Annotated in this window: 24 protein-coding genes and 1 tRNA gene; 3 read left to right on the top strand and 22 right to left on the bottom strand. The window is 27.9% G+C overall.

Annotation, left to right across the window (positions count from 1 at the left end):
- Nucleotides 1–62: 62 nt before the first annotated feature.
- Nucleotides 63–347 (bottom strand): hypothetical protein, encoded by a 285-nt coding sequence (locus HRT41_15210; protein ID NQY25369.1) that lies wholly within the window; start codon nucleotides 345–347, stop codon nucleotides 63–65.
- A gap of 107 nt (nucleotides 348–454) precedes the next feature.
- On the opposite strand from HRT41_15210, the gene HRT41_15205 reads away from it, so the two are divergent.
- Nucleotides 455–601: a hypothetical protein gene (locus tag HRT41_15205; protein NQY25368.1), complete on the top strand. Its 147-nt coding sequence runs from the start codon at nucleotides 455–457 to the stop codon at nucleotides 599–601.
- A gap of 211 nt (nucleotides 602–812) precedes the next feature.
- Here the strand turns inward: HRT41_15205 and HRT41_15200 are convergent.
- The 14 genes from HRT41_15200 to HRT41_15135 all read right to left on the bottom strand — a co-directional run bounded on the left by HRT41_15200 (nucleotide 813) and on the right by HRT41_15135 (nucleotide 14513).
- Nucleotides 813–887, bottom strand: a tRNA-Asn gene (locus tag HRT41_15200).
- Nucleotides 888–1117: 230 nt separating this feature from the next.
- On the bottom strand, nucleotides 1118–2149 hold the full coding sequence (locus HRT41_15195) for a uroporphyrinogen decarboxylase (protein ID NQY25367.1): 1032 nt from the start codon (nucleotides 2147–2149) through the stop codon (nucleotides 1118–1120).
- A 123-nt stretch (nucleotides 2150–2272) separates the two neighbouring features.
- Nucleotides 2273–3310, bottom strand: a complete 1038-nt coding sequence (locus HRT41_15190; protein NQY25366.1) for an aspartate-semialdehyde dehydrogenase — start codon at nucleotides 3308–3310, stop codon at nucleotides 2273–2275.
- Entirely contained in the window at nucleotides 3310–5901 is a 2592-nt protein-coding gene (gene gyrA, locus HRT41_15185) for a DNA gyrase subunit A (protein ID NQY25365.1), read from the bottom strand. The genes HRT41_15190 and gyrA overlap by 1 nt, the downstream gene beginning before the upstream one ends.
- Nucleotides 5902–6095: 194 nt before the next feature.
- On the bottom strand, nucleotides 6096–6311 hold the full coding sequence (locus tag HRT41_15180) for a DUF465 domain-containing protein (protein ID NQY25364.1): 216 nt from the start codon (nucleotides 6309–6311) through the stop codon (nucleotides 6096–6098).
- An 85-nt stretch (nucleotides 6312–6396) separates the two neighbouring features.
- Nucleotides 6397–7578 (bottom strand): bifunctional glutamate N-acetyltransferase/amino-acid acetyltransferase ArgJ, encoded by a 1182-nt coding sequence (gene argJ, locus HRT41_15175; protein ID NQY25363.1) that lies wholly within the window; start codon nucleotides 7576–7578, stop codon nucleotides 6397–6399.
- Entirely contained in the window at nucleotides 7578–8702 is a 1125-nt protein-coding gene (locus tag HRT41_15170) for an NAD-binding protein (protein NQY25362.1), read from the bottom strand. The genes argJ and HRT41_15170 overlap by 1 nt, the downstream gene beginning before the upstream one ends.
- 19 nt (nucleotides 8703–8721) lie before the next feature.
- Nucleotides 8722–8910, bottom strand: a complete 189-nt coding sequence (locus tag HRT41_15165; protein NQY25361.1) for a 50S ribosomal protein L28 — start codon at nucleotides 8908–8910, stop codon at nucleotides 8722–8724.
- 86 nt (nucleotides 8911–8996) lie between these two features.
- Nucleotides 8997–9866: a glycosyltransferase gene (locus HRT41_15160; GenBank protein ID NQY25360.1), complete on the bottom strand. Its 870-nt coding sequence runs from the start codon at nucleotides 9864–9866 to the stop codon at nucleotides 8997–8999.
- A complete protein-coding gene (locus tag HRT41_15155; protein NQY25359.1) occupies nucleotides 9866–11119 on the bottom strand; it encodes a hypothetical protein in 1254 nt (417 codons plus the stop codon). The genes HRT41_15160 and HRT41_15155 overlap by 1 nt, the downstream gene beginning before the upstream one ends.
- A gap of 1 nt (nucleotide 11120) precedes the next feature.
- Nucleotides 11121–12077, bottom strand: a complete 957-nt coding sequence (locus HRT41_15150; protein NQY25358.1) for a glycosyltransferase family 9 protein — start codon at nucleotides 12075–12077, stop codon at nucleotides 11121–11123.
- A 9-nt stretch (nucleotides 12078–12086) separates the two neighbouring features.
- Nucleotides 12087–13058: a glycosyltransferase family 9 protein gene (locus tag HRT41_15145; protein ID NQY25357.1), complete on the bottom strand. Its 972-nt coding sequence runs from the start codon at nucleotides 13056–13058 to the stop codon at nucleotides 12087–12089.
- Nucleotides 13055–13804 carry a glycosyltransferase family 2 protein gene (locus HRT41_15140; protein NQY25356.1) on the bottom strand — a complete coding sequence of 250 codons (750 nt, stop codon included), beginning with the start codon at nucleotides 13802–13804 and terminating at the stop codon, nucleotides 13055–13057. The genes HRT41_15145 and HRT41_15140 overlap by 4 nt, the downstream gene beginning before the upstream one ends.
- Nucleotides 13805–13811: 7 nt before the next feature.
- Nucleotides 13812–14513: a polysaccharide deacetylase family protein gene (locus HRT41_15135; GenBank protein ID NQY25355.1), complete on the bottom strand. Its 702-nt coding sequence runs from the start codon at nucleotides 14511–14513 to the stop codon at nucleotides 13812–13814.
- 176 nt (nucleotides 14514–14689) lie between these two features.
- Here HRT41_15135 and HRT41_15130 point away from each other — a divergent pair, with 176 nt between their 5' ends.
- Nucleotides 14690–15778, top strand: a complete 1089-nt coding sequence (locus tag HRT41_15130; GenBank protein NQY25354.1) for a glycosyltransferase family 4 protein — start codon at nucleotides 14690–14692, stop codon at nucleotides 15776–15778.
- Nucleotides 15779–16603, top strand: coding sequence for a glycosyltransferase (locus HRT41_15125; GenBank protein ID NQY25353.1), 825 nt, complete (start codon nucleotides 15779–15781; stop codon nucleotides 16601–16603).
- On the opposite strand, the gene HRT41_15120 is transcribed toward HRT41_15125, so the two are convergent.
- The 7 genes from HRT41_15120 to HRT41_15090 all read right to left on the bottom strand — a co-directional run bounded on the left by HRT41_15120 (nucleotide 16600) and on the right by HRT41_15090 (nucleotide 23059).
- On the bottom strand, nucleotides 16600–17331 hold the full coding sequence (locus HRT41_15120) for a hypothetical protein (protein NQY25352.1): 732 nt from the start codon (nucleotides 17329–17331) through the stop codon (nucleotides 16600–16602). The two genes, HRT41_15125 and HRT41_15120, sit on opposite strands and share 4 nt — an antisense overlap.
- A 139-nt stretch (nucleotides 17332–17470) precedes the next feature.
- Nucleotides 17471–18499 carry a dTDP-glucose 4,6-dehydratase gene (rfbB, locus tag HRT41_15115; GenBank protein ID NQY25351.1) on the bottom strand — a complete coding sequence of 343 codons (1029 nt, stop codon included), beginning with the start codon at nucleotides 18497–18499 and terminating at the stop codon, nucleotides 17471–17473.
- Nucleotides 18499–19374, bottom strand: a complete 876-nt coding sequence (rfbD, locus tag HRT41_15110; GenBank protein ID NQY25350.1) for a dTDP-4-dehydrorhamnose reductase — start codon at nucleotides 19372–19374, stop codon at nucleotides 18499–18501. Before rfbD ends, rfbB begins: the two co-directional genes overlap by 1 nt.
- Nucleotides 19367–19948, bottom strand: coding sequence for a dTDP-4-dehydrorhamnose 3,5-epimerase (gene rfbC, locus HRT41_15105; GenBank protein NQY25349.1), 582 nt, complete (start codon nucleotides 19946–19948; stop codon nucleotides 19367–19369). The genes rfbD and rfbC overlap by 8 nt, the downstream gene beginning before the upstream one ends.
- An 11-nt stretch (nucleotides 19949–19959) precedes the next feature.
- Nucleotides 19960–20835, bottom strand: coding sequence for a glucose-1-phosphate thymidylyltransferase RfbA (gene rfbA, locus HRT41_15100; protein ID NQY25348.1), 876 nt, complete (start codon nucleotides 20833–20835; stop codon nucleotides 19960–19962).
- 30 nt (nucleotides 20836–20865) lie between these two features.
- Entirely contained in the window at nucleotides 20866–22089 is a 1224-nt protein-coding gene (locus HRT41_15095; GenBank protein NQY25347.1) for an O-antigen ligase family protein, read from the bottom strand.
- On the bottom strand, nucleotides 22082–23059 hold the full coding sequence (locus tag HRT41_15090) for a glycosyltransferase family 9 protein (GenBank protein NQY25346.1): 978 nt from the start codon (nucleotides 23057–23059) through the stop codon (nucleotides 22082–22084). The genes HRT41_15095 and HRT41_15090 overlap by 8 nt, the downstream gene beginning before the upstream one ends.
- Nucleotides 23060–23097 lie beyond the last annotated feature (38 nt).

The following is a 23097-nucleotide window of genomic DNA, read 5'->3' as shown; positions in this document are numbered from 1 at the left end:
AAAGGTTCGATGTGAATAAAAGATAAAATTTCTTTTTAAAATAGTAAATACTTTATTAGATTTTAAGGTGGCAACTCATTAATATCTCTTAATGTTGTTTCTTTTTTTGCATCTGCATAAATAGTAATCAAATCTTTCGTAAGTTGACTTGCTTGCCGGTTAAAATAAATAGCTGCAACTTCTTGATTTGACCATTGTTCTTTTTCATTCAATTGGATTGGCATCAAGTTTTCAGGTGTTTCCTCCACATTTTCATTATTATTAAGCTTAGTGCTTAAATTTGTGGAATTAATTGCTGGAGTATAAGTATTAAAGCTAATATTTGATTGTGCAGATATTGTGGTCATAGTGCTATCCTTATTTGATAGTAATATGATAACTCGATTTAGTGTTCTTTTGGTGTCGAAACAAACAATATTTGAGGTATAATTTATATAATATTAAGGAGATTAAAATGAAGCTAACTATATATAGTATAATTGCATTACTTATACTAGGGTTCATTGGATATTTTCAAAATGAATATACTAGTTCCTTGGCTAATAAAAAAGTAAAACACCCCTACATTCAAAATATTAAAAAAACGTTTGGAATAGATTAAACGCTTCAATTATTTGTTAATTTACATTAAAGTATATGTAAAATTGTTTCTATAATTTTATATCTTCATAGTAATTACAAATTATTATTAGTTATAGCTTTAAGATTAGTGTTGCACTTTTTAACTTGAAGGGGAGAAATAAAATTAATTTTAGGCAAAAAAAAAGCTTCTAGATAAAAGAACCAAAGTTCAAATATCTAAAAGCTTTTAATGGCTCCGGCACCAGGATTCGAACCTGGGACCAAATGATTAACAGTCATCTACTCTACCACTGAGCTATGCCGGAATCGTTGTTCTTTGCTTAATTGGAGTCGAAGTATAGTAAAAACGCATTGTTTTGTCAAGGCTTTTTTGCTTAAATATTTAAATCTTTATGTTTTTTTACTCTTTGTATTTTGAAGCTTAATATTGGCTTTTAACTTGAGGAAAATAACTAGCATTTATGATTAATTATCACAAAGAATTTAATATTTTTTTAAGAAATTAAAAAAAGAAAGCCTAAACTTTCTTTTCTTGTTAATTTTTTGAAATTCGTTGACATTCACTTACAAAATGTTTTGCATGTTCAACAGGAACATCGGGTAAAATACCATGTCCTAAATTAAAGATATGTCGTTTACCTTGCATAACATTGTTTATTTTTTCAATACTCTTTGTTGTTTGTTCTTTAGAATATAATCTACAAGGCTCCATATTCCCTTGAAGCACATATTTATCTCCAAGTTTTTCTTTTGCAAGTTCCATTGGAGTTGACCAATCTACTCCGAAAACATCAAAATTACCCTCAATTCTATCAAGATACTGCCCTATTCCTTTTGGAAACATAATAATAGGAATATTAGGATATTTTTCTTTTAAATAATCCGATATTTCAATCATGTATTTCCAAGAAAATTCAAAATATTCATCTTCTTCCAATGCAGCTGCCCATGAATCAAATATTTGAACAACATCAATACCTGCTTCAATTTGTTTTTCCATATAATACTTAACCACTTGGGTTACTTTTGCTAATAATTTGTGCATAAGTTCAGGTTGAGTATAAAGAAGTTTTTTACATAAATTGTATGTTTTTGTTCCTTTACCTTCAATCATATACGTAACCAAAGTCCAAGGTGCTCCTGTAAATCCAATCAGAGCTTTATCAGGCGCTAATTCTTTTTGTATTAAAGAAATAGTTTCATACACATAAGTAAGTTTTTCAGCAGCTTCTTTTCCACCCAAAAGAGCATCTACATCTGCTTCATTTGTAATAGGGTCTTTAAATAAAGGACCTTCTCCTTTTACAAATTCTAAATGCATTCCCATTTCATGTGGAATGACTAAAATATCAGAAAATAAAATAGCTGCATCAACACCAACTATATCCATAGGTTGTAAAGTAACTTCACAGGCTTTTTTAGGATTATGGCATAAGTTTAAAAAATCTCCAGCTTCTGCTCTTACTTTTAAATACTGTGGTAAATAACGACCTGCTTGTCTCATCATCCAGACAGGAGAATAAGGAGTTTTTTTTCCCAAACACGCATCAACAAAAATTTTTGACATCAATAAACCTTTTATTAATTTTAGAAAATATCTTTTTTAAGATATTTTTTATAATAAATTCTACAAAAAAAAACAGCGCAAAAGCACTGTTTTTAATCAAGAATTATTTCTTTAGAAGAAAATCTATTTATTTTCTTCTAAGTCTATCCACTTTAAAGCAATTCGAATAGAATTAGTAGCAGCACCCACTCTTACTTGATCTGCCACATTAAAATAATGCAACATATTCTTAGCATATAAATCTTTTCTTAATCTTCCTACATAAGTAATATCAGTATCAGTAGAAATAATTGGCATAGGATATGCATTATTTTCTAAATCATCAATAACTTCAACATTAGGAAAACGCTCTAACGCTTCTCTTACTTCATCAATATTAACATCAACATCATCTTCAAAAGTAATAGTAATAGATTCACTGTGAGATCTTAATACTGGAACTCTTACACATGTTGCTGCAATAGCTATATCTTTGTGAAGAATTTTTTGTGTTTCATTAATCATTTTCATTTCTTCTTTTGTAAACGAATTATCCATAGCTACATCTACTTGAGGAATAACATTGTTTACAATTTGATGAACAAAAGCTTCTTTTTTACTTTCACCTAATTGGAAGTTTAATAAATCTTGCATTTGATGAAATAGTTCTTCCATCCCCGCTTTTCCAGCACCTGAAACAGCTTGATACGTAGATACATCTACTCTTTTAATACCATATAATTCATCCAAAGGTTTTAATGATAATACCATTTGAATGGTTGAACAATTTGGATTAGCAATAACCCCTGTGTTTTTCCACAATTCAATATCTTCTGGATTTACTTCAGGAACTACTAAAGGTGTATTTTCATCCATTCTAAAATGGCTTGTATTATCAATTACAACAGCTCCTGCTTCAACTGCATATTTAGCATATTTAGCAGAAATATTTCCACCAGCAGAAAAGAAAGCAATATCAACTTTATTTTCTTTAAAAGATGTTTCAGTTAATTCAATAACCGCATATTCTTTACTTTTATATTCTATATTTGTTCCAACACTTTTTGCACTTGCAAGAGGAACTATATTATCAACAGGAAAATTTAACTCATCCATTACTCTAAATAATTCTTCTCCAACTGCACCAGTTGCACCAACAACTGCTACATTATATTTTCTCATTATTCATTTTCTCCATTATTATCTTCTGTTTTTTCATTATTAGTAGTTTCTTCATTTGAATTTTCTTCGTTTACACTTTCATTGTTCGCTTCAGAATTTTCTTCGTTTTTAACTACTTCACCATTTTCATCTAAATTCTCGTCATCCAATTCTTTATCTTCTTTTGGACACTTAGCAATAGAAACAACCTTATCGCCTTTTTCAACACTAACAATAATAACACCAGATGTATTTCTTCCTGCTTTTCTAATACTTTGCATATCTACTCTAATCATCTTACCAATAGAAGTTAAAATCATTAAATCTTGTTCTTCATCTACAAGAACTTCTCCAATTACATTACCTGTTTTATTCGATAATTTCATTGATATAACACCAGAACCAGCTCTGTTTGTTTCTCTGTATTCAGAAACAATAGTTCGTTTCCCAATACCTTTTTCAGATACACATAATAATTCTTGTTCAGTATTTTCTATAACATCTGCATCAACAACATAATCATTGTCATGTTTGAATTTGATACCTCTTACCCCTCTTGTACTTCTACCTTGTTCTCTTGTTTTACTTATATCAAATCTAATACATTGACCCAAAGAAGTAAATACCATAAGGTTTTGTGATTCTGGTAAAGTGATTTTAGCAGTAACAATTTCATCACCCTCATCTAAAACAATAGCTCTTACACCATTTGATCTGATATTAGAGAATTCACTTAAAGATGTTCTTTTTACAATACCATTTCTAGTAAAGAATGCTAAAGATTTAGTTTCATCAAAATCAGTCGTAGGAATTATTTCCATTATTTTTTCGCCAGCTTTTAAGTTAATCAAGTTAACAACCGCTTTTCCTTTAGCAATTCTGCTACCTTCAGGAATTCTATATACTTTTAACCAGTATAATTGTCCAAGGTTTGTTACAAACATCAAGGTATCATGAGTATTAGAAACAAAGAATCTTTCAATAAAATCATCATCATGAGTAGTAACAGCAACTTTACCCTTACCACCTCTTCGTTGTTTTTCATACAATTTAATAGGCACTCTTTTAACATAACCATTATGTGTAATCGTAACAACCATTGGTTCATTTGGAATTAAATCTTCAATATCAATTTCTTCATATGAATCTTCAATATCTGTTAATCTAGGAGTAGAATACTTTTCTTTGATTTCAAGTAATTCTTCTGTAATTATTTCATTTAATCTGCTCTCAGATTTTAAAATTGATTCTAATTCTGCAATTATTGCCAATAATTCTTGATATTCAGCCTCTAGTTTATCTCTTTGAAGACCAGTTAATCTTCCTAATCTCATATCTAAAATAGCTTGAGATTGAATTGCAGATAAAGAAAATCTTTCTTGAAGTTTTTCTCTAGCATCTGCATCATTTGATGAACTTTTTACAATTTGAACTACTTCATCAATATTGTCTAAAGCGATTTTTAAACCTTCTAAAATATGTGCTCTTGCTTTTGCTTTTTCCAAATCAAAAATAGTTCTTCTAATAATTACTGTTTTTCTGTGCGATAAAAATACTGCTAATACTTCTGGTAATTTAAATACTTTTGGTTCTTTATTTAAAACCGCCAACATAATAATTCCAAAAGTAGTTTCTAAGGGTGTTGATTTGTAAAGATTGTTCATTAAAATTTCTGCCATTGCATCTTTTTTAAGTTCAATTACAACTCTAATACCATCTCTATCAGATTCATCTCTTACTTCAGAAATCCCTTCAATTACTTTGTCTTTTGCAAGATTTGCAATTTGTTCAATTAGTCTTGATTTATTTACTTGGTAAGGAAGTTCATCAATTACAATAACTTCTTTTCTACCTTTTGTTTCAATATGATGTTTTGCTCTTATTTTTACACGACCTCTTCCTGTATTATAAGCATCAATAATTCCACGTCGTCCAAAAATAGTTCCACCAGTAGGAAAATCTGGACCTTTTATAAATTCCATTAATTCATCAGCTGTAGCTTCTGGGTTTTCAATAGTATGTAAAATAGCATCTAATAATTCACCCAAGTTATGTGGTGGAATTTTTGTAGCCATTCCAACAGCAATACCTTCAGACCCGTTCATTAATAAAGTAGGCACACGTGTAGGAAAAACCGTAGGTTCTTTCAGCGTATCATCATAATTTGGATTAAAGTTAACCGTATCTTTATCCAAATCTTTTAAAATCTCTTCTGCAATTTTAGTAAAACGTGACTCTGTATATCTCATAGCAGCTGCATTATCACCATCTACAGAACCAAAGTTACCTTGACCATCAATTAAAGGCTCTCTCATAGAGAAACTCTGTGCCATTCTTACTAATGCATCATAAACTGAAGTATCTCCATGTGGATGGTACTTACCAATAACATCACCGACAATTCTTGCCGATTTTTTATAAGGAGCACGTGCAGTCATATTTAAATCATGCATAGCGTATAAAATTCTTCTATGAACAGGTTTTAATCCATCTCGTGCATCGGGAAGTGCACGCCCAATTATAACACTCATCGAATAATCTAAATATGAAGCTTTTACTGAATCTTCAATATTTATATCTATAATATCTTGACTATTAAAAAGATTTTCCATTAAATAATACCTTTTGTCTAAATTGTGATTATTTTAGCAAAATAGTGCTTAGGACTAGGTGTAATGGGCTTGTTTATTCATTAATAAATAAGATTTCATAGGATTTTTGAGCTTATTTTTTTTAAGCAATACTAAAAAGGTTTTTGTTGAAAGAAAAAAGAAGAAAGTTCTTCTTTTTTTAGATAGCTTAAGTCTTAATTTACTTTTTTATACGATAAAATCATAGAGAATATTTCATCTTTTAATTTAAGTTTTTCTTTTTTTAGGCCTTCTATTTTAAACTGATCAGCCAGTACTTTAACCGCTTCTATTATTTCTTCATCTAAGGCATTGTGTTTATTGAATAACTTCAAAAAATACTTATCTTCATTTTTCATAATACTTACAACTTCTCTGTGTTCATGAAACATAATTAATCCTTTATACTTAATTATATCCACCCTAAACTTATAAAATAAAGATAAAAATACTTTTTATTGATAGAAAATTTTGTTTTTATGTTCTATAGTCTGCGTTAATTTCAACGTATTTATATCCTAAATCACAGCCATAAGCAGTAAAAGATTCTTTTCCTTGTCCAATATCACAAGTGATTTTATACGTATCCAAAGCAAGAACATTTGTAGCTTTTTTTTCATTGATTTCATCAAAAAATATTTCACCACAAGAATATACCAAAATATCATTGTAATAAATTTTTAATGTTTCTTCATCACAAGTGATTCGGGAAGCTCCAATAGTAGAAGCAATACGACCAAAATTAGGATCTTCTCCAAAAAGAGCTGTTTTGACCAATAAAGAATTCGATAATGCTTTTGCAGCAAGCTGTGCTTCTTCAAAACTATAAGCATTAATAACTTCAAATGCAGCCATTTTTTTAGCCCCTTCTCCATCACTTACCATTAACATTGCCATATCATGCATAACCAAAGCAAGTGCTTCAAAAAATGCTTCTTTATTATATGAATTTGATTTTTGATTGCTTAATAATAAAACCGTATCATTCGTAGAGGTATCCCCATCAACAGAAATTGCATTAAAGCTATTAATACTTGCCTTTTTTAAAGCTTCACTCATATGCTCTTTAGGAACAGCAGCATCAGTACAAACAAAACACAACATAGTTGCAAGGTTAGGATTAATCATTCCAGCACCTTTAGCAATAGCTCCTATTTTAAAAGAAGAGCCATCTTCAAGTTTCACTTCATACATACAGTGCTTTGCATATGCATCAGTAGTCATAATAGCTTCACTTAATTTTTTTGAATTTTTACTGTTTAAATCAAAAGAGTTTGCTGCTTTTATGATTTTATCTTTTGGTAAACGAGAACCTATTACACCTGTTGAGCTCATAATTGGATTTATTAGATCATGTGTTAAAGAAGAAAAAATATCATTTATATCTTCTATCCCTTTTTTGCCAGTAAGGGCATTGGCATTTTTTGCATTAATTAATACAAAATTGCTTTTAAAACCTTTTTCATACAAAGCATAATGTTTTAAAGGTGCCGCTTGAAACTTATTATTGGTAAAAAGTGCTTCAACTTCACACAAAGTATCAGAATAAATAAAACCCATATCAAACGCATCATCTTTTTTTAAACCAGCATGAACTCCATCAAAATAAAAACCATCAATTTGGTCCATATATCCTTTTATTGGGAAAATACTAAACATTAAGAACATTCCTTTGGTTTATTTATATCATTAATTAAATGTTTCGCTTTAGCAATAGCTTTTTGGCTACCCACTAACAAAAGTTTACAATTGGCTTTTATAATTACATTTCCTCTTGGCATTTGAATAAACTTACCCTTAGCTTCCGTAATTCCAATTACAGAGACTTTCATTCTGTCTCTTAAATGAACATCTCTCAATTCATTGTTTACCAACCAAGAATTTTCATTTACAATTATTTGTTCCATATCTATAGGAGTATCTGGTCTGTATAAAAACTCATCCAATACATTTTCCATATCAGGTCGTATTGCCATAGCAGAAACTCTTTTTGCCATTAAAGAAGGAGGAGCAACTACTTTATCCGCTCCCAGTTTAATAAGTCGTACTTTGTCATTTTGTGTTTCTGCATTTGAGATAATTAACAAAGGACTACGTCCTAGTTCTTTTTCATATAAACGAACAGAAGCAATGATAGTAATATTGTCTGAAATATTTTTTGATAAAGAAATAGCACCTTTAGCAGAACTCAAGTGTGATTTTAAAAATGCAGATTCTTGATAAGGCTCGTCTTTAATATAATAAGGATATTTATTCTTTTTTGCAATTTCTTCCATGTCTTCTCTTGGATCAACTACAACAAAAGGAATATGGTTTATTCTAAATTGTTTAGCCAGTTGGGAGGTATATTCATTGTGATAAAAAATCACAAAGTGACGTCTAAGGCGTGCTATTTTATAAAGCATGTTTCGCTCCTTGTATAAATCAAATAATCGACCTTTAATAACAGAATCAATTAAAATGGCAGTAGAAAGTGTAAAAATTGCAAAACCAAAAATAATAAGTGTAATGGTAAATATTCTTCCTGCAGCAGAGATTGGAGCTATTTCTCCAAAACCAACGGTAGTAAAAGTAATTCCTGTTTGGTATATTGCATCTAGTATTTCAAAATCATCAATTATGATATAACCTAAGGTTCCAACCATCATTATAATTTGTACTAGTACTAGGGGTAATCGAAAAGGTTTTAGTTGTGAGTAAATTAAAGGGCTTAAATCATATTCTGGTTTGACTGATCTAATTTCCCATCGTAGGGCTTTTTTGAGTTTAATAAAAAATCTCATAGAGGCACTCTAAGCGCTTCTATGAATTCTTTTTAAGAGTTCTTAACTCTTTAGCACAAATTTTGATCTTTTTTGTAGTACCATCATCTAAAGTAACTCTTACAGTTCTTAAGTTAGGTAAAAATCTTCTTTTTGTTCTGTTTTTCGCGTGACTTACGTTGTTTCCAGCCATAGGGCTTTTTCCAGATATTGCGCATGTTCTTGACATAATAATTCCTTAAATCTAATATATTCGCGTATTGTACCTTATTTATCTTAAGCTTTAGTTAAATTAGGCCTTAGGAGCTAAGATACTTATTCTTTTTCAAAAAGAATTGTTTTTGCTTTTAATATTTGTTTTTTTTCTAGAAATTCTATTGAAGTTTTATGATTATTATTTTGGATAAACAACAGTTCTTCTTCACTGTTTAAGATAGCATCCATTTTAAAAGAAGTCGCAGCATCTGCTCCATTTGACAAGCTTGAAAAAACATCTAATATTTCACAGGTGCTTGAGATTTTGCAAACAAATACTGCACATTTATGATACATAGCTTTTAATACATTTCTTGAAAATACCCTTAATGTTGTTGGCAATAAAAATATATCACTTGCAGCATATAAAAACCCCATGTTTTTATAATCTTCCAAAAACAAAACATTTTCAAGATATTGTTTTTTTCTGCTTATACTTTTTAATATTCTTATTTCTTCTTGGGAACCTTCAATTATTATTTGTTTATTCTTGTATTTCAAAGAAGCTGTAATGTCTAAAAAATCTTTTATACCATTCTTTTTAAAGTTTTTGGCAGTAAATAATATGATTTTGGCGCTGGGAGAAAAATTATAAGCTTTAGCTAATGTATTTTTGCATGATTCTTTGTCTAATGCACTTTCATTTATACTGGGATAAAGAACATCAATGTTTTTTTCATCAAAAGTAGCTAAGTGTTTTAATAATTCTTTTTTTAAGAATAAAGAAGAAACAATAACTTTTTTTGATGTATTTATATGTTTTATGCTGCTTTTATCAAAAACGCCATAATGAAAATAAACATCAGATTTTTTTATATCTTTTTTAATTAATTTATTCAAAAAACTTTTTGTTTTAATTTTTTCAATCTTTTCATCTTTTAATAAACTTTTTATTAATGATGTTTCATTTTTATAATCAATAAAAATCACTATTTTACTTTATGAAAAGCGTATATTGGACTTTGTGATATTTTCACATTTTCTTTTATTTCCTTGCCTAATTTATCATAAACAAGATCAAGTTCTTCAAGCTCAATATTTCTATCACTTGAAGACCAAATAATATCAAAACTCTTTTTATCTTTTTTGCAGGTTAACACATGTAAATCTTTTGAAACACTGTAGTTTTCAATACTTGCACCTTGCACAAAATGAAGCATAGTTTTATAAGCATCAAAAGCTATACGTTTTTTAAGGCCGTCTCTATTATCTACTAAGCCATAACCAGGGGCAATTAACTGGTGCCAATAAACACTTTGTACTTTTTTACTCCCTAATGCCAAAAAATAGTATCTGAGCATATAATTTGTATAATCTTCAAGGCTCACACACTCTTTTTCACTTGTAGGGGCGTAAGGTGCTGTATTTGATATAGGCCAGTTTGTTTCAGTAAGAAGGATATCACTTGATGATTTAAGACTTAATTTTCCCAAAGCATGTAAAAAACTAATTTTTTTACTCGTATCAAAAATGCTCATTTGCGTATTTTCTGGTTTTCCGCGTCTATCAACATATAACAAAGCACCTAACTTATCATACTTAACATCATGTTTATTAAATAAAGCACGGATAGTAAAATGAAATTCAAAATCAATTACAGAAGGGCCCACTAAAGAATAAGAAGAAAAATCTTCATCTCTTATATTTTGAACAACTTTATAAAATTCTAAATACTCTCCAATAGAAAAGAAACCCCACTTAGATCTATTAATAGCATTTCCAATTTGGAATTGTGTGATTAATCCTTTAAAAGCAGAGAAAATTAAAGTAATATCTTTTCGTAGTAAGACCTTGTCTTCAATATGTTCTCTGTCTTGTAAAATGCTTAATAAGATATTTTTGTTTTTAAACTTTTTTACAAAAGAAACATATTCATCTAAACGATGTATTTCACACAAAGGCATTCGTATTTGCAAGTTTTTACACTTCAATTCTTCTACTAAAGTTACTTGTTCTTCACCCTTATCTAAATTAACACAAAGAGCAAAAAAATCAGGAAATGTTTTTTGTTTAGATTTAAAAACAAAAGAAAAAAACAAAGCCAAAGGAAAAATAATAAGATTGTAAAAAATCAAAGGAATATAATCCTTAACATTCTTTTTACGCATACTTGTTTTATATTTTTTATCTCGCAGGGGATAAGGTTGATCGGAGTGTTTATCCCAAGGGAATTTTTCATTAATATTATTCATCATATCCTAACATTTTAAGTACATCATGTGCTTTTATTTCTTTCATACAATTGTGGTGTTTAAGAGGACAAACTCTTTTCATACAGGGAGAACAGGACAATTGTTTTGTAATTATTTCTCCTGTGGGATTATGCCACTGATTTGTCTCAGTGAATTTAGTAGGTCCAAAAATTGTAATTGTTTTTACTTTATAAGCAGCTGCTATGTGCATAGGCCCAGAATCATTTGTAATAAATAAATCTAAAGCTCCCACTTTTTTTATAAGCTCAGGAATAGTCGTTTTTCCTGCAAGATTATTATAGTTTTTAATTCCTGCTTCATCTAATAGTTTAGCAATATCACCAGCGATTTCTGTCTCCCCAGGGCCTCCAAAAATAACGATATCAAAGTCTTTTGCTAATCTAATAGCAATTTTTGCAAACTCTTGGGGATACCAACGTTTAGCAGAGCCATAAGTAGCACCTGGATTAAGACCCAAAGTTTCTTTAGGATATACAAACTTATCTTGATAAAGTTTTAAGTCACCTGTTTCATAAGATGATTGAATACTTAGGTTAATAAAATCGTTATAGCGAATAGTTTGATGTATTTCATTTTTACTTAATCGCTTATAAGAATACTTTTTAGAAGCACTTATAAAAAACAGTAAAAACTTTGAAGTAAAGGTACGTCTAAAAGAAATAGCCAAATCAAATTTAGGCAAGGACCTAGCTATTTTAATCAAATTAAAAAACCTATTCCCTACTTTTTTACTAGTATCAAGAAGCACTTCTTTAACATTAGGATGTTCTTTTAAAGCTGTAGTAGAAACAAAAGAACCAAAAAGTGTCAATTGCGCTTTTGGATACTTCTTAATAATACTTTCAATAGCAGGAGTTGTCATAATAGCATCCCCTAACCATGTAGGTATTTCAATAAATATTTTCATCTTAGAATCTTCTTTTATCATCATTCAATTTTATGAAAGTAAATTTTTTAAAGTATTTTCAATATTTAAATAATTTTTATTAGTATACTCTTTTGAAAGCATGAAGTTATGCTGTTGTTTTTCTTCGCTTATTGTAGCCCATCGTTTTGAACTTGCAAATAAAGAAGATCCAAAAAAAGAAAGTGTTTTAATATTCACAGCACCTGCTAAATGCATAGGACCAGTTGAAGTACTAACAAAAACTTCAAAGTTTGAAAGAAGTGCACAAAAATGCATTAAAGATAAAGAAGATTGATATAAAATCACATCCACCTTAATATTTTTGTGAATATATTCTAAAGAATCTAAATCATCTGGACCAAAAGTAAATACAATTCTTGTATTTTCTATTTTTGAAATGGATTGGGCAAGTCTAATATAATCATCGAAACTTAAGTTCCCATCGCTACTACCACCAAAACCAGGGTGAAAAGCTATAATTTTTTCTTCACTTTTTATGTTATATTCATTTTTAAATGTATTTAAAACGTCATCTTTTGTCTTTTTTTCAACATTTAGAAGAGGATAATCATATTTTAATTCTAAAGTATCGTCAAATTTTTTCAACAAATCTAAGTTGTATTCAAATTCTTTTTTTTCGACCTTAGACCTTTTTTGTTTTAACCTTTTATTAAAAAAGATTTGTGCTAATTTTGTAGCAGGAGAAATTCTTGTTTTAATACCAGCTTTAAATAATAAATATCCTAAAGAGCCATCTATAAAAGCAGAAATACTTATATCAATTTTTGCTTTTTTTATATCTTTTAGTGTTTTATGTAAATTATTAATATCATATAAAATTACTTCATCAATAAAAGAAATTTCTTTTGCAAAAGAATAATTGATTTTAGATACCAAAGCAAAGGTTTTAATATCTTTTTTTTGTGTTTTTAAAACCTTAAACATAGGTAAAGATAACATGAAATCGCCTATTTTGTCATGTCTTGTAACTAAAATATTCATTTTTTCAGCTCTTTATTCTTTTCATATAATTTTAAATATTTATAAAAATTTGTTGCCATATGAGAAAATGCGATTAGTAGACCTGGATAACCATCCAAAAATCCACGCTTGAAAATATAAGTTTTAATAAAAGAATATATACCATTCATAAAAGCTTTTAGAGGTGAAGATTTTTTTCTTCCAGCATTATCGTTTGCAAATAGTGTTGAGTACCTATCTGCTTTTATTATGAACTCACTTATACTGCTGTAACTGTAGTGCTCAATATTTCCGCTTAATTCCACTGTACTGAAATTTTCATCAATAATATTTTCATGCACTTGATTTTCATTAAAAGAAGTTTTACTTTTATTGTACAATCGTTTGATTTTTTGATTATTCCATCCCGAATATTTAATTTGAATATTTTTATAAAATGCCAAAAAATTTAATATATATACAGTATTGTTATTTAATTTTTTAGTTTTCAAGGTATTAATTAATTCCAAATCAACAACTTCATCACTATCTACAATCAAAATCCACTCATGTCTTGCATATGAGGCTGCTTTATTTTTGGTAGGTCCAAAACCAAAAAAATCACCTTCAATCAAAGTGGCATTTGAAAATTCTCTTACAATACCTTGGGTTCCATCATCTGAGCCATTATCATATACAATGACATCATCAAAATCAGTAAGACTTTCAAGTGTCTTCTTAATTGTACGTACTGCATTCTTAACTATAATTACTGCTGATATATTCATTTTTTTCCTAAAAAGATTTTATAAATGCTTTACATTTGTACTTTAACATGTTTTTTACACTAAAGATATCTTTTTCATCTATTAAATTATCCCCATCAATACGGTAAATAATCTTCCTAATACCAGAAAAATCTTTTTGTATTGCATTTCCAATTCTAAATACATAAGGATAATACTTTAGTGTTTCTTTTGCAATGTCATCATTGAATTTTCCAAAAGGAAAGATAAAAGATTCTACTTTAATATTCAATTTATTCTCCAAGAGTTCTTTTGATAAAAGTAATTCTTCTTTTAAATTGACATTTTCATCCAATAAGTTTTTATGAGAATGTGAATGTGAAGCCATTTGCACCAATCCACTTTTCTGCATTTCTTCTAATTCCTTATAGGTACAAAACGTTGCATCTTTGTAATGTAAAAACAAATCGTTGTGCTCATATTTTAAACGTTTTTCTTTTTCTTCTTGGGTATCATCCAAAATATACTTTGTTGGAACACCCAATAAAGCTTTTAAATTATACTTTTTTAACAAAGGGAATACATAATAATAAAAATCTGCATAAGCATCATCAAATGTCAAACAAATGCTATTTTTTTGAATTGTATCTAGAGGAAAAGCACTTTTATAGTTTTCTGAAATATACTTTAGATGCTTATCAAAGACGTCAAGTTTATTACTGCACCTATCACTATTAATATGGTGATACATAATACTAATCAACACTTTGAACCCTTATATCTCTTTTTTTATTTGGATTATAGCTAATTATTGCTAATTCTTAGTTTTAAAAAATACTTCTATCTATGAATTTACCTTATATTAATATGTTTTAAATATAATTTTATTCAATAAGAAAAAAAGGATTTAATGTGGAAAAAAGGATAATGCAATTTTGTTTATCCCCCAATTTAGGTGGACTAGAACTCTATTTCTATAGACTCTCTAAATACTTAAACTCAAAAACAAAAGTCACTATGATAGTTAACAAAAAAAGCGATATTATTGATAGACTAACTAGTAGTAATATTGAATATTATGATTTTGAAAGAAAATCAACATTGGGTGTACTATTTAAAGCAAAAAAAATTGCAAAAATTATTGATAACAATAAAATTGATATTATTCATATACATTGGACAAAAGACATCCCTTTAGCCGTACTATCAAGATTATTATCAAAAAGAAAACCCAAGTTAGTTCAAACACGGCACATGGCAATGACACGCTTTAAAAATGATTTTTATCATAAGTTTCTCTACAAAAATATTGATACAATCATTGCTGTAACAGATGAAGTAAAAGATCAAATTTCTAAGTACATTACCAATGAATTTAGACCAAAGACAATACGTTCGTATATTGGTGCTGAAAAGATAAATAAAATCGACTTAGAAAAACACAGTGAATTGTCCAAAAAATATATTATCGAAAACAATTTTACGATAGGTATTTTTGGCAGAATTGAAAAAGAAAAGGGACAATACCTTTTAATTGAAGCCATAGAAAAGCTAAGAGCAAATAAGCTTAATATTAAAGTATTAATTGTTGGACATGCAATGAGCGAAGAATATTTAAACGAATTAAAAGAATATATTAAAAAATTTGAACTTCAAGATAAAATTGTTTTTACTGGTTTTACCAATGAAGTTCAAAACATTATGCAAATTTGCGATTTAGTTGTTCTTGCCACAAATAAAGAAACTTTTGGTTTAGTTTTAATAGAAGCTATGCAAGCAGGTATTGCAGTTTTAGCAAGTAATAAAGGTGGACCTACTGAAATAATAGACGATAAAGTAGATGGTTTACTTTTCAAAAGTATGGATATTGAGGATTTAACAGCCAAAATAAATTATTTATATAACAACAAAAATGAAAAAAATATTTTAGCAAAACAAGGTCAAAAAAAAGCAGAAGAAAAATTTAACGATTTAGTACAATTTGCAGAAATATACAAAATACTGGAGAAAATATAAGTGAAAGTAAGTATTATCATCGCAGTTTATAAAGATATTGAAGCATTAAGTTTAATATTAAAAAGTTTGGAAAAACAATCATATACAAATTTTGAAGTAATTATTGCAGAAGATAATAATGATTCTAGAATGGTTTCCTTTATATCCACAGTTAAAAGCTTAGAAATAAAACATACGTATCAAAAAGACAATGGTGTTCAAAAATCAAAATCACAAAATAATGCAATTAAAATTGCCGCAGGCGATTACTTGATTTTTATTGATGGGGATTGTATTTTATATAAAGATTTTATCAGAAATCATGTCTTACTTTCAAGCCAAAAGCTTATTATATCAGGTAGAAGAGTTAATTTAGGCCCAAAATATTCAACTCTACTTAGAAAAGAATCTTTAAGTTCATGCGAATTAGAAAATATTTTTGTAAAAAAATACTTTGATATTGCAAAAGATGCTAAGAGTGAAAAACATACAGAGCAAGGTTTTTTAATTAAACCTTTTGGTTTAATTCACAAAATATTAGACTATAGAAAAAAAGAACTTTCTTTACTTGGTTGTAATTTTTCATGTTATAAAGATGCAATGTTTGAAATTAATGGTTTTGATGAAGGATTAGGGAATTCGGCATTTGCAGGAGACACGGACATAGAATGGAGATTTAAAGGAAAAGGATATAAAACAAGATCATCTAAATATATAACAAATCAATTTCATTTATATCATAAACGTAAAATAGAAGATTATGAAAGAGGAATAACAAAAGATATGGAGAATAATCAAAAAAATAATATTTTTAAATGCAAAAAAGGATTAATTAATTTTAGTTAATCCACGACAGGAACACCTCTAAGTCTTTTTTTCATATTAATTTTATCTTTATGCTTCTGAGAATAATATATTGCTTTTCTAATTGCTTCTACTTTATCAATCTTTGCTATTTTTGCATATTCTTCAACAATTATTTTTAAATCTTTATCTTTTGCCCATAACTTTGAAAAGTTTTTCATTCTCATATCTATACTTAAAGAATAAAAAGACATTCTATTTATATCTACAATTTTAAAAAGAAAAGTATTCGTAATTTTTTTAATTAGTATATTTCCTGGAGAATAATCATTATGTAAAATTTGATTTTCGTGTAAATTAAAAGTGAACTTTGCAAACTCTTTAAATAAAAGATCTTTATCTGCTACATTATCTTTTGTTAAAGCATCTCTTATCGTAAAATTATAGTCAAAATATTCACTTATAAAATAACTGTCATGTATTAATCCATTCTTTCTAAATTCTACAAAAGCAATTGGTTCAGGAACAAATTTTATTATTTTAAGAGAGTTGATATATGATTTCTGAGCTTTTGATTTTTTTACAAAAGAGTATATTATCTTATTTGCAAGATTTGGTACTTTAAAGGATTTAACAACATACTTTTTCGAATTGTATTCTACAATTTTAATTTCATTTCTAGCTTTATGTATACTTGAATGGCTTTCAATAAAATATTTTTTTATATTTGTAACGAATGATGTGTAGTCTGAATTTATAATTTGTTTCATAATTTTAACTTTATAAGTAGATTAGTAGCAAACTTGAAGATATTTAATATTTAAAAAGTATTTCGCTAAAAAATTATTCTAACCTCTTAATGCTAAATTTACAATAAAACAAATACTCAAAATTAAAAGGATTGCCAATTTAAACTTTATATTTTTTCAAATACCACTCAATAGTTTTAATAATACCAGAATCAAAGTTCTCACTTGCTTTCCACCCAAGTTCATCTTCGATTTTTTTTGCATCAATCGCATATCGTCTATCATGTCCAGCTCTGTCTTTTACAAAGGTAATTAATTCTTTATACGATTTTCCATTTTTCTTTGCTACTTTGGAATCAAGTATAGAACAAATTTTATCTACAATTTGAAGATTTGTTCTTTCATTTCTTCCTCCAATATTATATGTGTGGGAGGAAATACCTTTGTGATACACCAAATCAATTCCAATACAATGATCAAGTACATATAACCAATCTCTGATATTTTTACCATCTCCATAAATAGGAATGGCTTCATTATTTAAAGCTTTTCTTATTATTGTAGGAATTAATTTTTCATCATGTTGTTTTGGGCCATAATTATTTGAACAGTTTGTAATAACTGCATTTAATCCAAAGGTTTCACTATACGCTCTTATTATCATATCAGAACTTGCTTTTGAAGCTGAGTATGGTGAATTTGGAGAATAAGGCGTAGATTCAGTAAATAAATCTGTTTCATTTAATGTTCCATAAACTTCATCTGTTGAGATATGATGGAATCTACAATTATTGTAATCGTCTTTATACTCAAAAGGGTTATTCATCCAATAATTTTTTGCGACATCAACAAGAGTATATGTGCCATTTACATTGGTTTCGATAAATACTCCTGGGTCTTTAATAGAATTATCTACATGGGATTCTGCTGCAAAGTGAATCACACCTTGAATATTGTATTCAGAAAATATAAATTCAACTAATTCTCTGTTACAGATATCACCTTTAATAAATTTATATCGGGGATTAGTTTCACATTTTATAAGATTTACTATATTTCCAGCATAGGTTAATAAATCTAAATTAATTAAATTATACTCTGGATATTTTTCTAAAAAATATGGTACAAAGTTTGAACCTATAAAACCAGCTGTTCCTGTTAATAAAATATTTCTTTTGTTTTCTAACATTATTTTCTTTCTCCTAAAACTTTTAAGCATCTAGATAATGAGTCTTTCCAAAAAGGAATGCTAATATTAAATTCTTTTTTTATTTTTGATTTATTTAATAATGAATAATGAGGTCGATTGGCTGGAGTTGGATATTCATAGGATTCAATAGGATTAATTTTACATGTAATCTTAGCCATCTGCATAATCTCTTTTGAGAAGTCATACCAAGACAAAACTCCTTCATTTGTATAATTATATATTTCTATCTTTTTATTTTTAATATTAGGTAATATATCTAAAATAGCTTTTGCTAAGTCATATGCATAAGTTGGAGTTCCTATTTGATCAAATATAACACCTAGTTCATCTTTTAATTTACCAAGTTTTAACATTGTTTTAACAAAATTATTACCAAATGATGAATAAACCCAAGAAGTTCTAATAATAATAGAATTTTCTGGATTTATTTTTATCATTTCAATTTCACCTTCAAGTTTTGTTTTACCATAAACTGATTTGGGATTAGTTTGATTTTCTTCCGTATATGGTTTGAAGTTTTTACCATCGAATACATAATCAGTTGAAATATGAATTAATTTAATATTATTCTCTTTTGAAAGTTTTGCTAGTTTTTTAACAGCTTTTCTATTAATTTCATCCGCTAATTCTTCATCTTCTTCTGCTTTATCGACTGCTGTGTAAGCAGCACAATTAATAATCACATTAATGCTACACTTATTTATAAAAGATTGAATATTTTCTTCAATAGAGATATCTAAATCTTTTTTTGTTGTAAAAAAAAAATTATATGGATATTCTAATGATAATTTTTTAAGCTCACTTCCAACTTGTCCACTTGTTCCAGTTACTAATACATTTAAAGCTTTAGGCATAATAATCTACTTTATAATCAAAAACATCTTTGCCATCAACATCTTTTAAATTTTTTTGAACTTTATCTTTTTCTGATAACTTTAAATCTTTTATATCAATTTTCCAATCAATCTTTAAATCTTTATCATCAAAGGCAATTCCTCTATCGCACTGGGGTGAATAATAATTATCAACTTTATATGCAAACACAGTATCGTCTTCAAGTACCAAAAAACCATGGGCAAAACCACGAGGAACAAGTAATTGTTTTTTATTACTTGCTGATAATTCTACTGCTATATGAGTACCATATGTTGGAGAGTTTTTTCTAATATCTACTGCTACATCTAAAACTCTACCTTGAATTACACGTACAAGTTTAGTTTGTGCATGAGGAGCTAACTGGTAATGTAAACCTCGAAGAACTCCTTTTGAAGATTTTGATTCATTGTCTTGACAAAAGTTAATATTGTAGCCCAAGAAGTCATCTAATTTATCCTGTCTAAAAGTTTCTACAAAATATCCTCTATCATCACCGTGAACTTGAGGTTCAATAATTATTACATCTTTTATATCTGTTCTTATAAAATTCATTTTATATCTTTTTATTTATTTGCAATATTAAATAAATATTGCCCATATTCATTTTTCATTAAGGGTTTTGATAACTCTAATAACTTTTCCTTTGAAATATAAGCCATTTCATAGGCAATTTCTTCTAAACATGCAACTTTTAGCCCTTGTCTCTTTTCTATTGTTTGAATAAACATTGAAGCTTCTAATAAAGATTCATGTGTACCTGTATCAAGCCAAGCATACCCTCTTCCCATTAATTCTACTTTTAATCTCTCTTCTTTCAAATAATCTTGATTCAATGTAGTAATTTCTAATTCTCCTCGGTGTGAGGGTTTTACTTCCTTGGCTTTATTAACCACATCATTTGGATAAAAGTATAAACCAACTACAGCATAATTAGAAGCTGGAACTTCTGGTTTTTCTTCAATAGAAATTACATTTCCATTTTTATCAAAAGAAGCAACTCCATATCGTTCTGGATCTTTTACATAATATCCAAATACTGTAGCTTTATTTTCATCTTTAATATTTTTTATTGACTGTGATAAAAGAGCAGTTAGGCCATGTCCATAAAAGATATTATCACCTAAAACTAAACATACATCATCATCTCCAATAAATTCTTCCCCTAGAATAAAAGCTTGAGCTAAGCCATCTGGACTTGGTTGAACTATATATTCAAAATTCATTCCAATATCTTTTCCATTTCCTAAAAGCTTTTCAAAGTTTGGTAAATCATCACGAGTAGAAATAATAAGTACTTCTTTAATTCCTGCTAACATTAAAACCGATAAGGGGTAATAAATCATTGGTTTATCATAAATTGGCAATAACTGTTTTGAGACACCTTTTGTTATTGGATAAAGCCTTGTTCCTGAGCCTCCGGCTAAAATTATCCCTTTCATTTCTTTTCCTTTTATTTCTAATTATCTAGTTTAAACTTGAAAACTTTTCTCTAATTTTTCTTGAGCAAGTATAATTCCAATAAACAAAGAAAATAAATTCATTGTAAATTGCAATCTTAAAAAATTATCCCCTAATAAGGAGAAAAGTAAAACAACTAATAAAAATATTTTGATGTTCCGTATTTCTAAATCTTTTATTTCTATTTTTGATAAATAATAAAAAATTATAATAAATAACAAAAAAGAAATAAGACCACCTGCAGCAGTTAATTCCAGAAACTCATTATGATATCCACCATTATACATAGCAGATGTGTCATTTACTTGCACAACTTTTTCTATTTCAATAATTCTTTTGTAATCCAAATCTAAATCAGCTATTCCTGTACCAAAAAGAATATTGTCTTTTAAAATGTTATATGTAACTACCCATGCACTAGCACGTATTCCCCAAGAACCACTGAAATCTTTTTTTTCAATCACATTTTTAACATCTGCAATTGTTTGATTTAATCTATATTTAAAACTATCAGATAAGTGGTAGCTTGAAAAAAGAATTATTGATATTAACGTAATGCTGTAAAAAAAAGCTTTAAATTTATTTTTAAAATAAAAAATAATTAGAATAAATATCGATAAGAAAAAAGACAACTGTCCAATTCTACCTTGTATCAAAAATAAGTTTATTGTACTAATAATAAACATGATTAAATAAGTTATTTTTAGAACTGATACTGATTTTGTAAGTATTAGTTTATTAAAAAATACAAGTGAAACAACAGCTAGTAAAATGCTATATTCTAAATGATTCATAAAAGGAGTAGGATTTATTGCCGTCCCATGTTTTAATGACCAAAATTCCAAAAACATGCCATATGAAAGTATTATATCAATACTCATTGCAAATATAAAACTATACAGTAGATACGGAAGGAATTTCTTTTTTAATGAAGTAGTAATGGCAAAAAAGGTCAAATAATACCAAAATTTATCAAAATCATGATAGTTATAAGAGCTACTATCCGACCAAAAAACACTTAATAATAAATAACATGTAAGAATGATTGAAAAAAGTATAAATTTGATATCTTTTAAAATTTTAAATTTACTTTTAAAGTTTCCTTCAATTATCCATAGTACAATAATTAGAATGCTTGAAAAAACGATACCTGCTCTTGAAAGAGGAATACAAAAAGCGTATAAAATGAATGCATAATTTAAATATAAAGTTGACTTTTTAAGTTTCTCAGGCATTATTATCTAATCCTAGTATTTGGTTTATTTTTGTATTAATATTTTTTGCAGTAATTTGAGCAATGAGATCTTCATCTTTAATACAGTCTTTTCCTTGAAATATTTTATGGCCAAATTCAACTTTTGGATATACCGTATCAAAAGCACTGCTTCCTTTTCCAATTAAAACTATAAATTCAGTATTAACAGCTGCTGCAATGTGCATAGCAGAAGAATCAATAGTAACTAAAAGATCCAAGTTTGCAATAAGATCAATAAATTCTGAAACTGATGTTTTTCCTGATAAATTGATACAATCCTTTTTGGATTTATTTAATTCATTTTCATATAAATTGTTATTTGCTGTGTCTGAAGGATCTCCTAACAAAACTACTTGAATATTATTTGTATTCAGTAAAGCCATTAATTCTAAAGATAAAGAAGGAGGGTATCTTCTTGTATCTTTATTATCTCCTCCAAGTACAAAACCAAGTAAATACTTCTCTTTTTTTTCTACTAAGTTACATTTTTTAAATTCTAATTTCATTTTTGGTAAAATAGAATATTTATCACCAAAATATTTATTTACTAAATTTGCATAATGATTCACATAATGTCGTGTTCGATCTATGCCTAAATGAAAATCGAGTAATACTTTTCTACTTTCTTTGTCGTATCCAATGATTTTATTTATCTTTGATAGTTTAAATATCAAAGCATCAATAAATGTATTATGGAAGAGAATACCTAAGTCATATTCTTTTTCTCTTATCTTAGTTATTAATGAGAATGTTTTTGCTACTCTATTTTTACCTTTAGTATTGTCAATTATAATTTTCGAGATGCCCTTATCGCGAAATAAGTCTTTGCAGTGTGCCTTACAAACTATTGTTATGTTTGCATTAGGGTATTCATTTTTCACTAACTCTAAAGCAGGAAACATCATAATAGTATCTCCTATAAAACCAGGAGTTTTAATTATAATATTCATTTGCATATCTTTTTTTTATTATTTCTATTCAAGTTTTA

The sequence above is a fragment of the Campylobacteraceae bacterium genome (assembly GCA_013215945.1).
Lineage (GTDB): Bacteria > Campylobacterota > Campylobacteria > Campylobacterales > Arcobacteraceae > NORP36.
This window is presented reverse-complemented; position numbering and strand designations above follow the sequence as displayed.

What these genes read in the sequence shown, in the direction of transcription:
- HRT41_15090 (NQY25346.1), bottom strand. Translation starts at nt 23,059, where the DNA reads ATGAATATTATAATTAAAACTCCTGGTTTTATAGGAGATACTATTATG.
- HRT41_15120 (NQY25352.1), bottom strand. Translation starts at nt 17,331, where the DNA reads ATGAAACAAATTATAAATTCAGACTACACATCATTCGTTACAAATATA.
- HRT41_15145 (NQY25357.1), bottom strand. Translation starts at nt 13,058, where the DNA reads ATGAATATTTTAGTTACAAGACATGACAAAATAGGCGATTTCATGTTA.
- rfbB (NQY25351.1), bottom strand. Translation starts at nt 18,499, where the DNA reads ATGTTAGAAAACAAAAGAAATATTTTATTAACAGGAACAGCTGGTTTT.
- HRT41_15095 (NQY25347.1), bottom strand. Translation starts at nt 22,089, where the DNA reads ATGCCTGAGAAACTTAAAAAGTCAACTTTATATTTAAATTATGCATTC.
- gyrA (NQY25365.1), bottom strand. Translation starts at nt 5,901, where the DNA reads ATGGAAAATCTTTTTAATAGTCAAGATATTATAGATATAAATATTGAA.
- HRT41_15140 (NQY25356.1), bottom strand. Translation starts at nt 13,804, where the DNA reads ATGAATATATCAGCAGTAATTATAGTTAAGAATGCAGTACGTACAATT.
- HRT41_15170 (NQY25362.1), bottom strand. Translation starts at nt 8,702, where the DNA reads ATGAGATTTTTTATTAAACTCAAAAAAGCCCTACGATGGGAAATTAGA.
- rfbA (NQY25348.1), bottom strand. Translation starts at nt 20,835, where the DNA reads ATGAAAGGGATAATTTTAGCCGGAGGCTCAGGAACAAGGCTTTATCCA.
- HRT41_15130 (NQY25354.1), top strand. Translation starts at nt 14,690, where the DNA reads ATGCAATTTTGTTTATCCCCCAATTTAGGTGGACTAGAACTCTATTTC.
- HRT41_15150 (NQY25358.1), bottom strand. Translation starts at nt 12,077, where the DNA reads ATGATAAAAGAAGATTCTAAGATGAAAATATTTATTGAAATACCTACA.
- rfbC (NQY25349.1), bottom strand. Translation starts at nt 19,948, where the DNA reads ATGAATTTTATAAGAACAGATATAAAAGATGTAATAATTATTGAACCT.
- HRT41_15210 (NQY25369.1), bottom strand. Translation starts at nt 347, where the DNA reads ATGACCACAATATCTGCACAATCAAATATTAGCTTTAATACTTATACT.
- HRT41_15135 (NQY25355.1), bottom strand. Translation starts at nt 14,513, where the DNA reads ATGTATCACCATATTAATAGTGATAGGTGCAGTAATAAACTTGACGTC.
- HRT41_15180 (NQY25364.1), bottom strand. Translation starts at nt 6,311, where the DNA reads ATGTTTCATGAACACAGAGAAGTTGTAAGTATTATGAAAAATGAAGAT.
- HRT41_15205 (NQY25368.1), top strand. Translation starts at nt 455, where the DNA reads ATGAAGCTAACTATATATAGTATAATTGCATTACTTATACTAGGGTTC.
- argJ (NQY25363.1), bottom strand. Translation starts at nt 7,578, where the DNA reads ATGTTTAGTATTTTCCCAATAAAAGGATATATGGACCAAATTGATGGT.
- HRT41_15165 (NQY25361.1), bottom strand. Translation starts at nt 8,910, where the DNA reads ATGTCAAGAACATGCGCAATATCTGGAAAAAGCCCTATGGCTGGAAAC.
- HRT41_15195 (NQY25367.1), bottom strand. Translation starts at nt 2,149, where the DNA reads ATGTCAAAAATTTTTGTTGATGCGTGTTTGGGAAAAAAAACTCCTTAT.
- HRT41_15190 (NQY25366.1), bottom strand. Translation starts at nt 3,310, where the DNA reads ATGAGAAAATATAATGTAGCAGTTGTTGGTGCAACTGGTGCAGTTGGA.
- rfbD (NQY25350.1), bottom strand. Translation starts at nt 19,374, where the DNA reads ATGCCTAAAGCTTTAAATGTATTAGTAACTGGAACAAGTGGACAAGTT.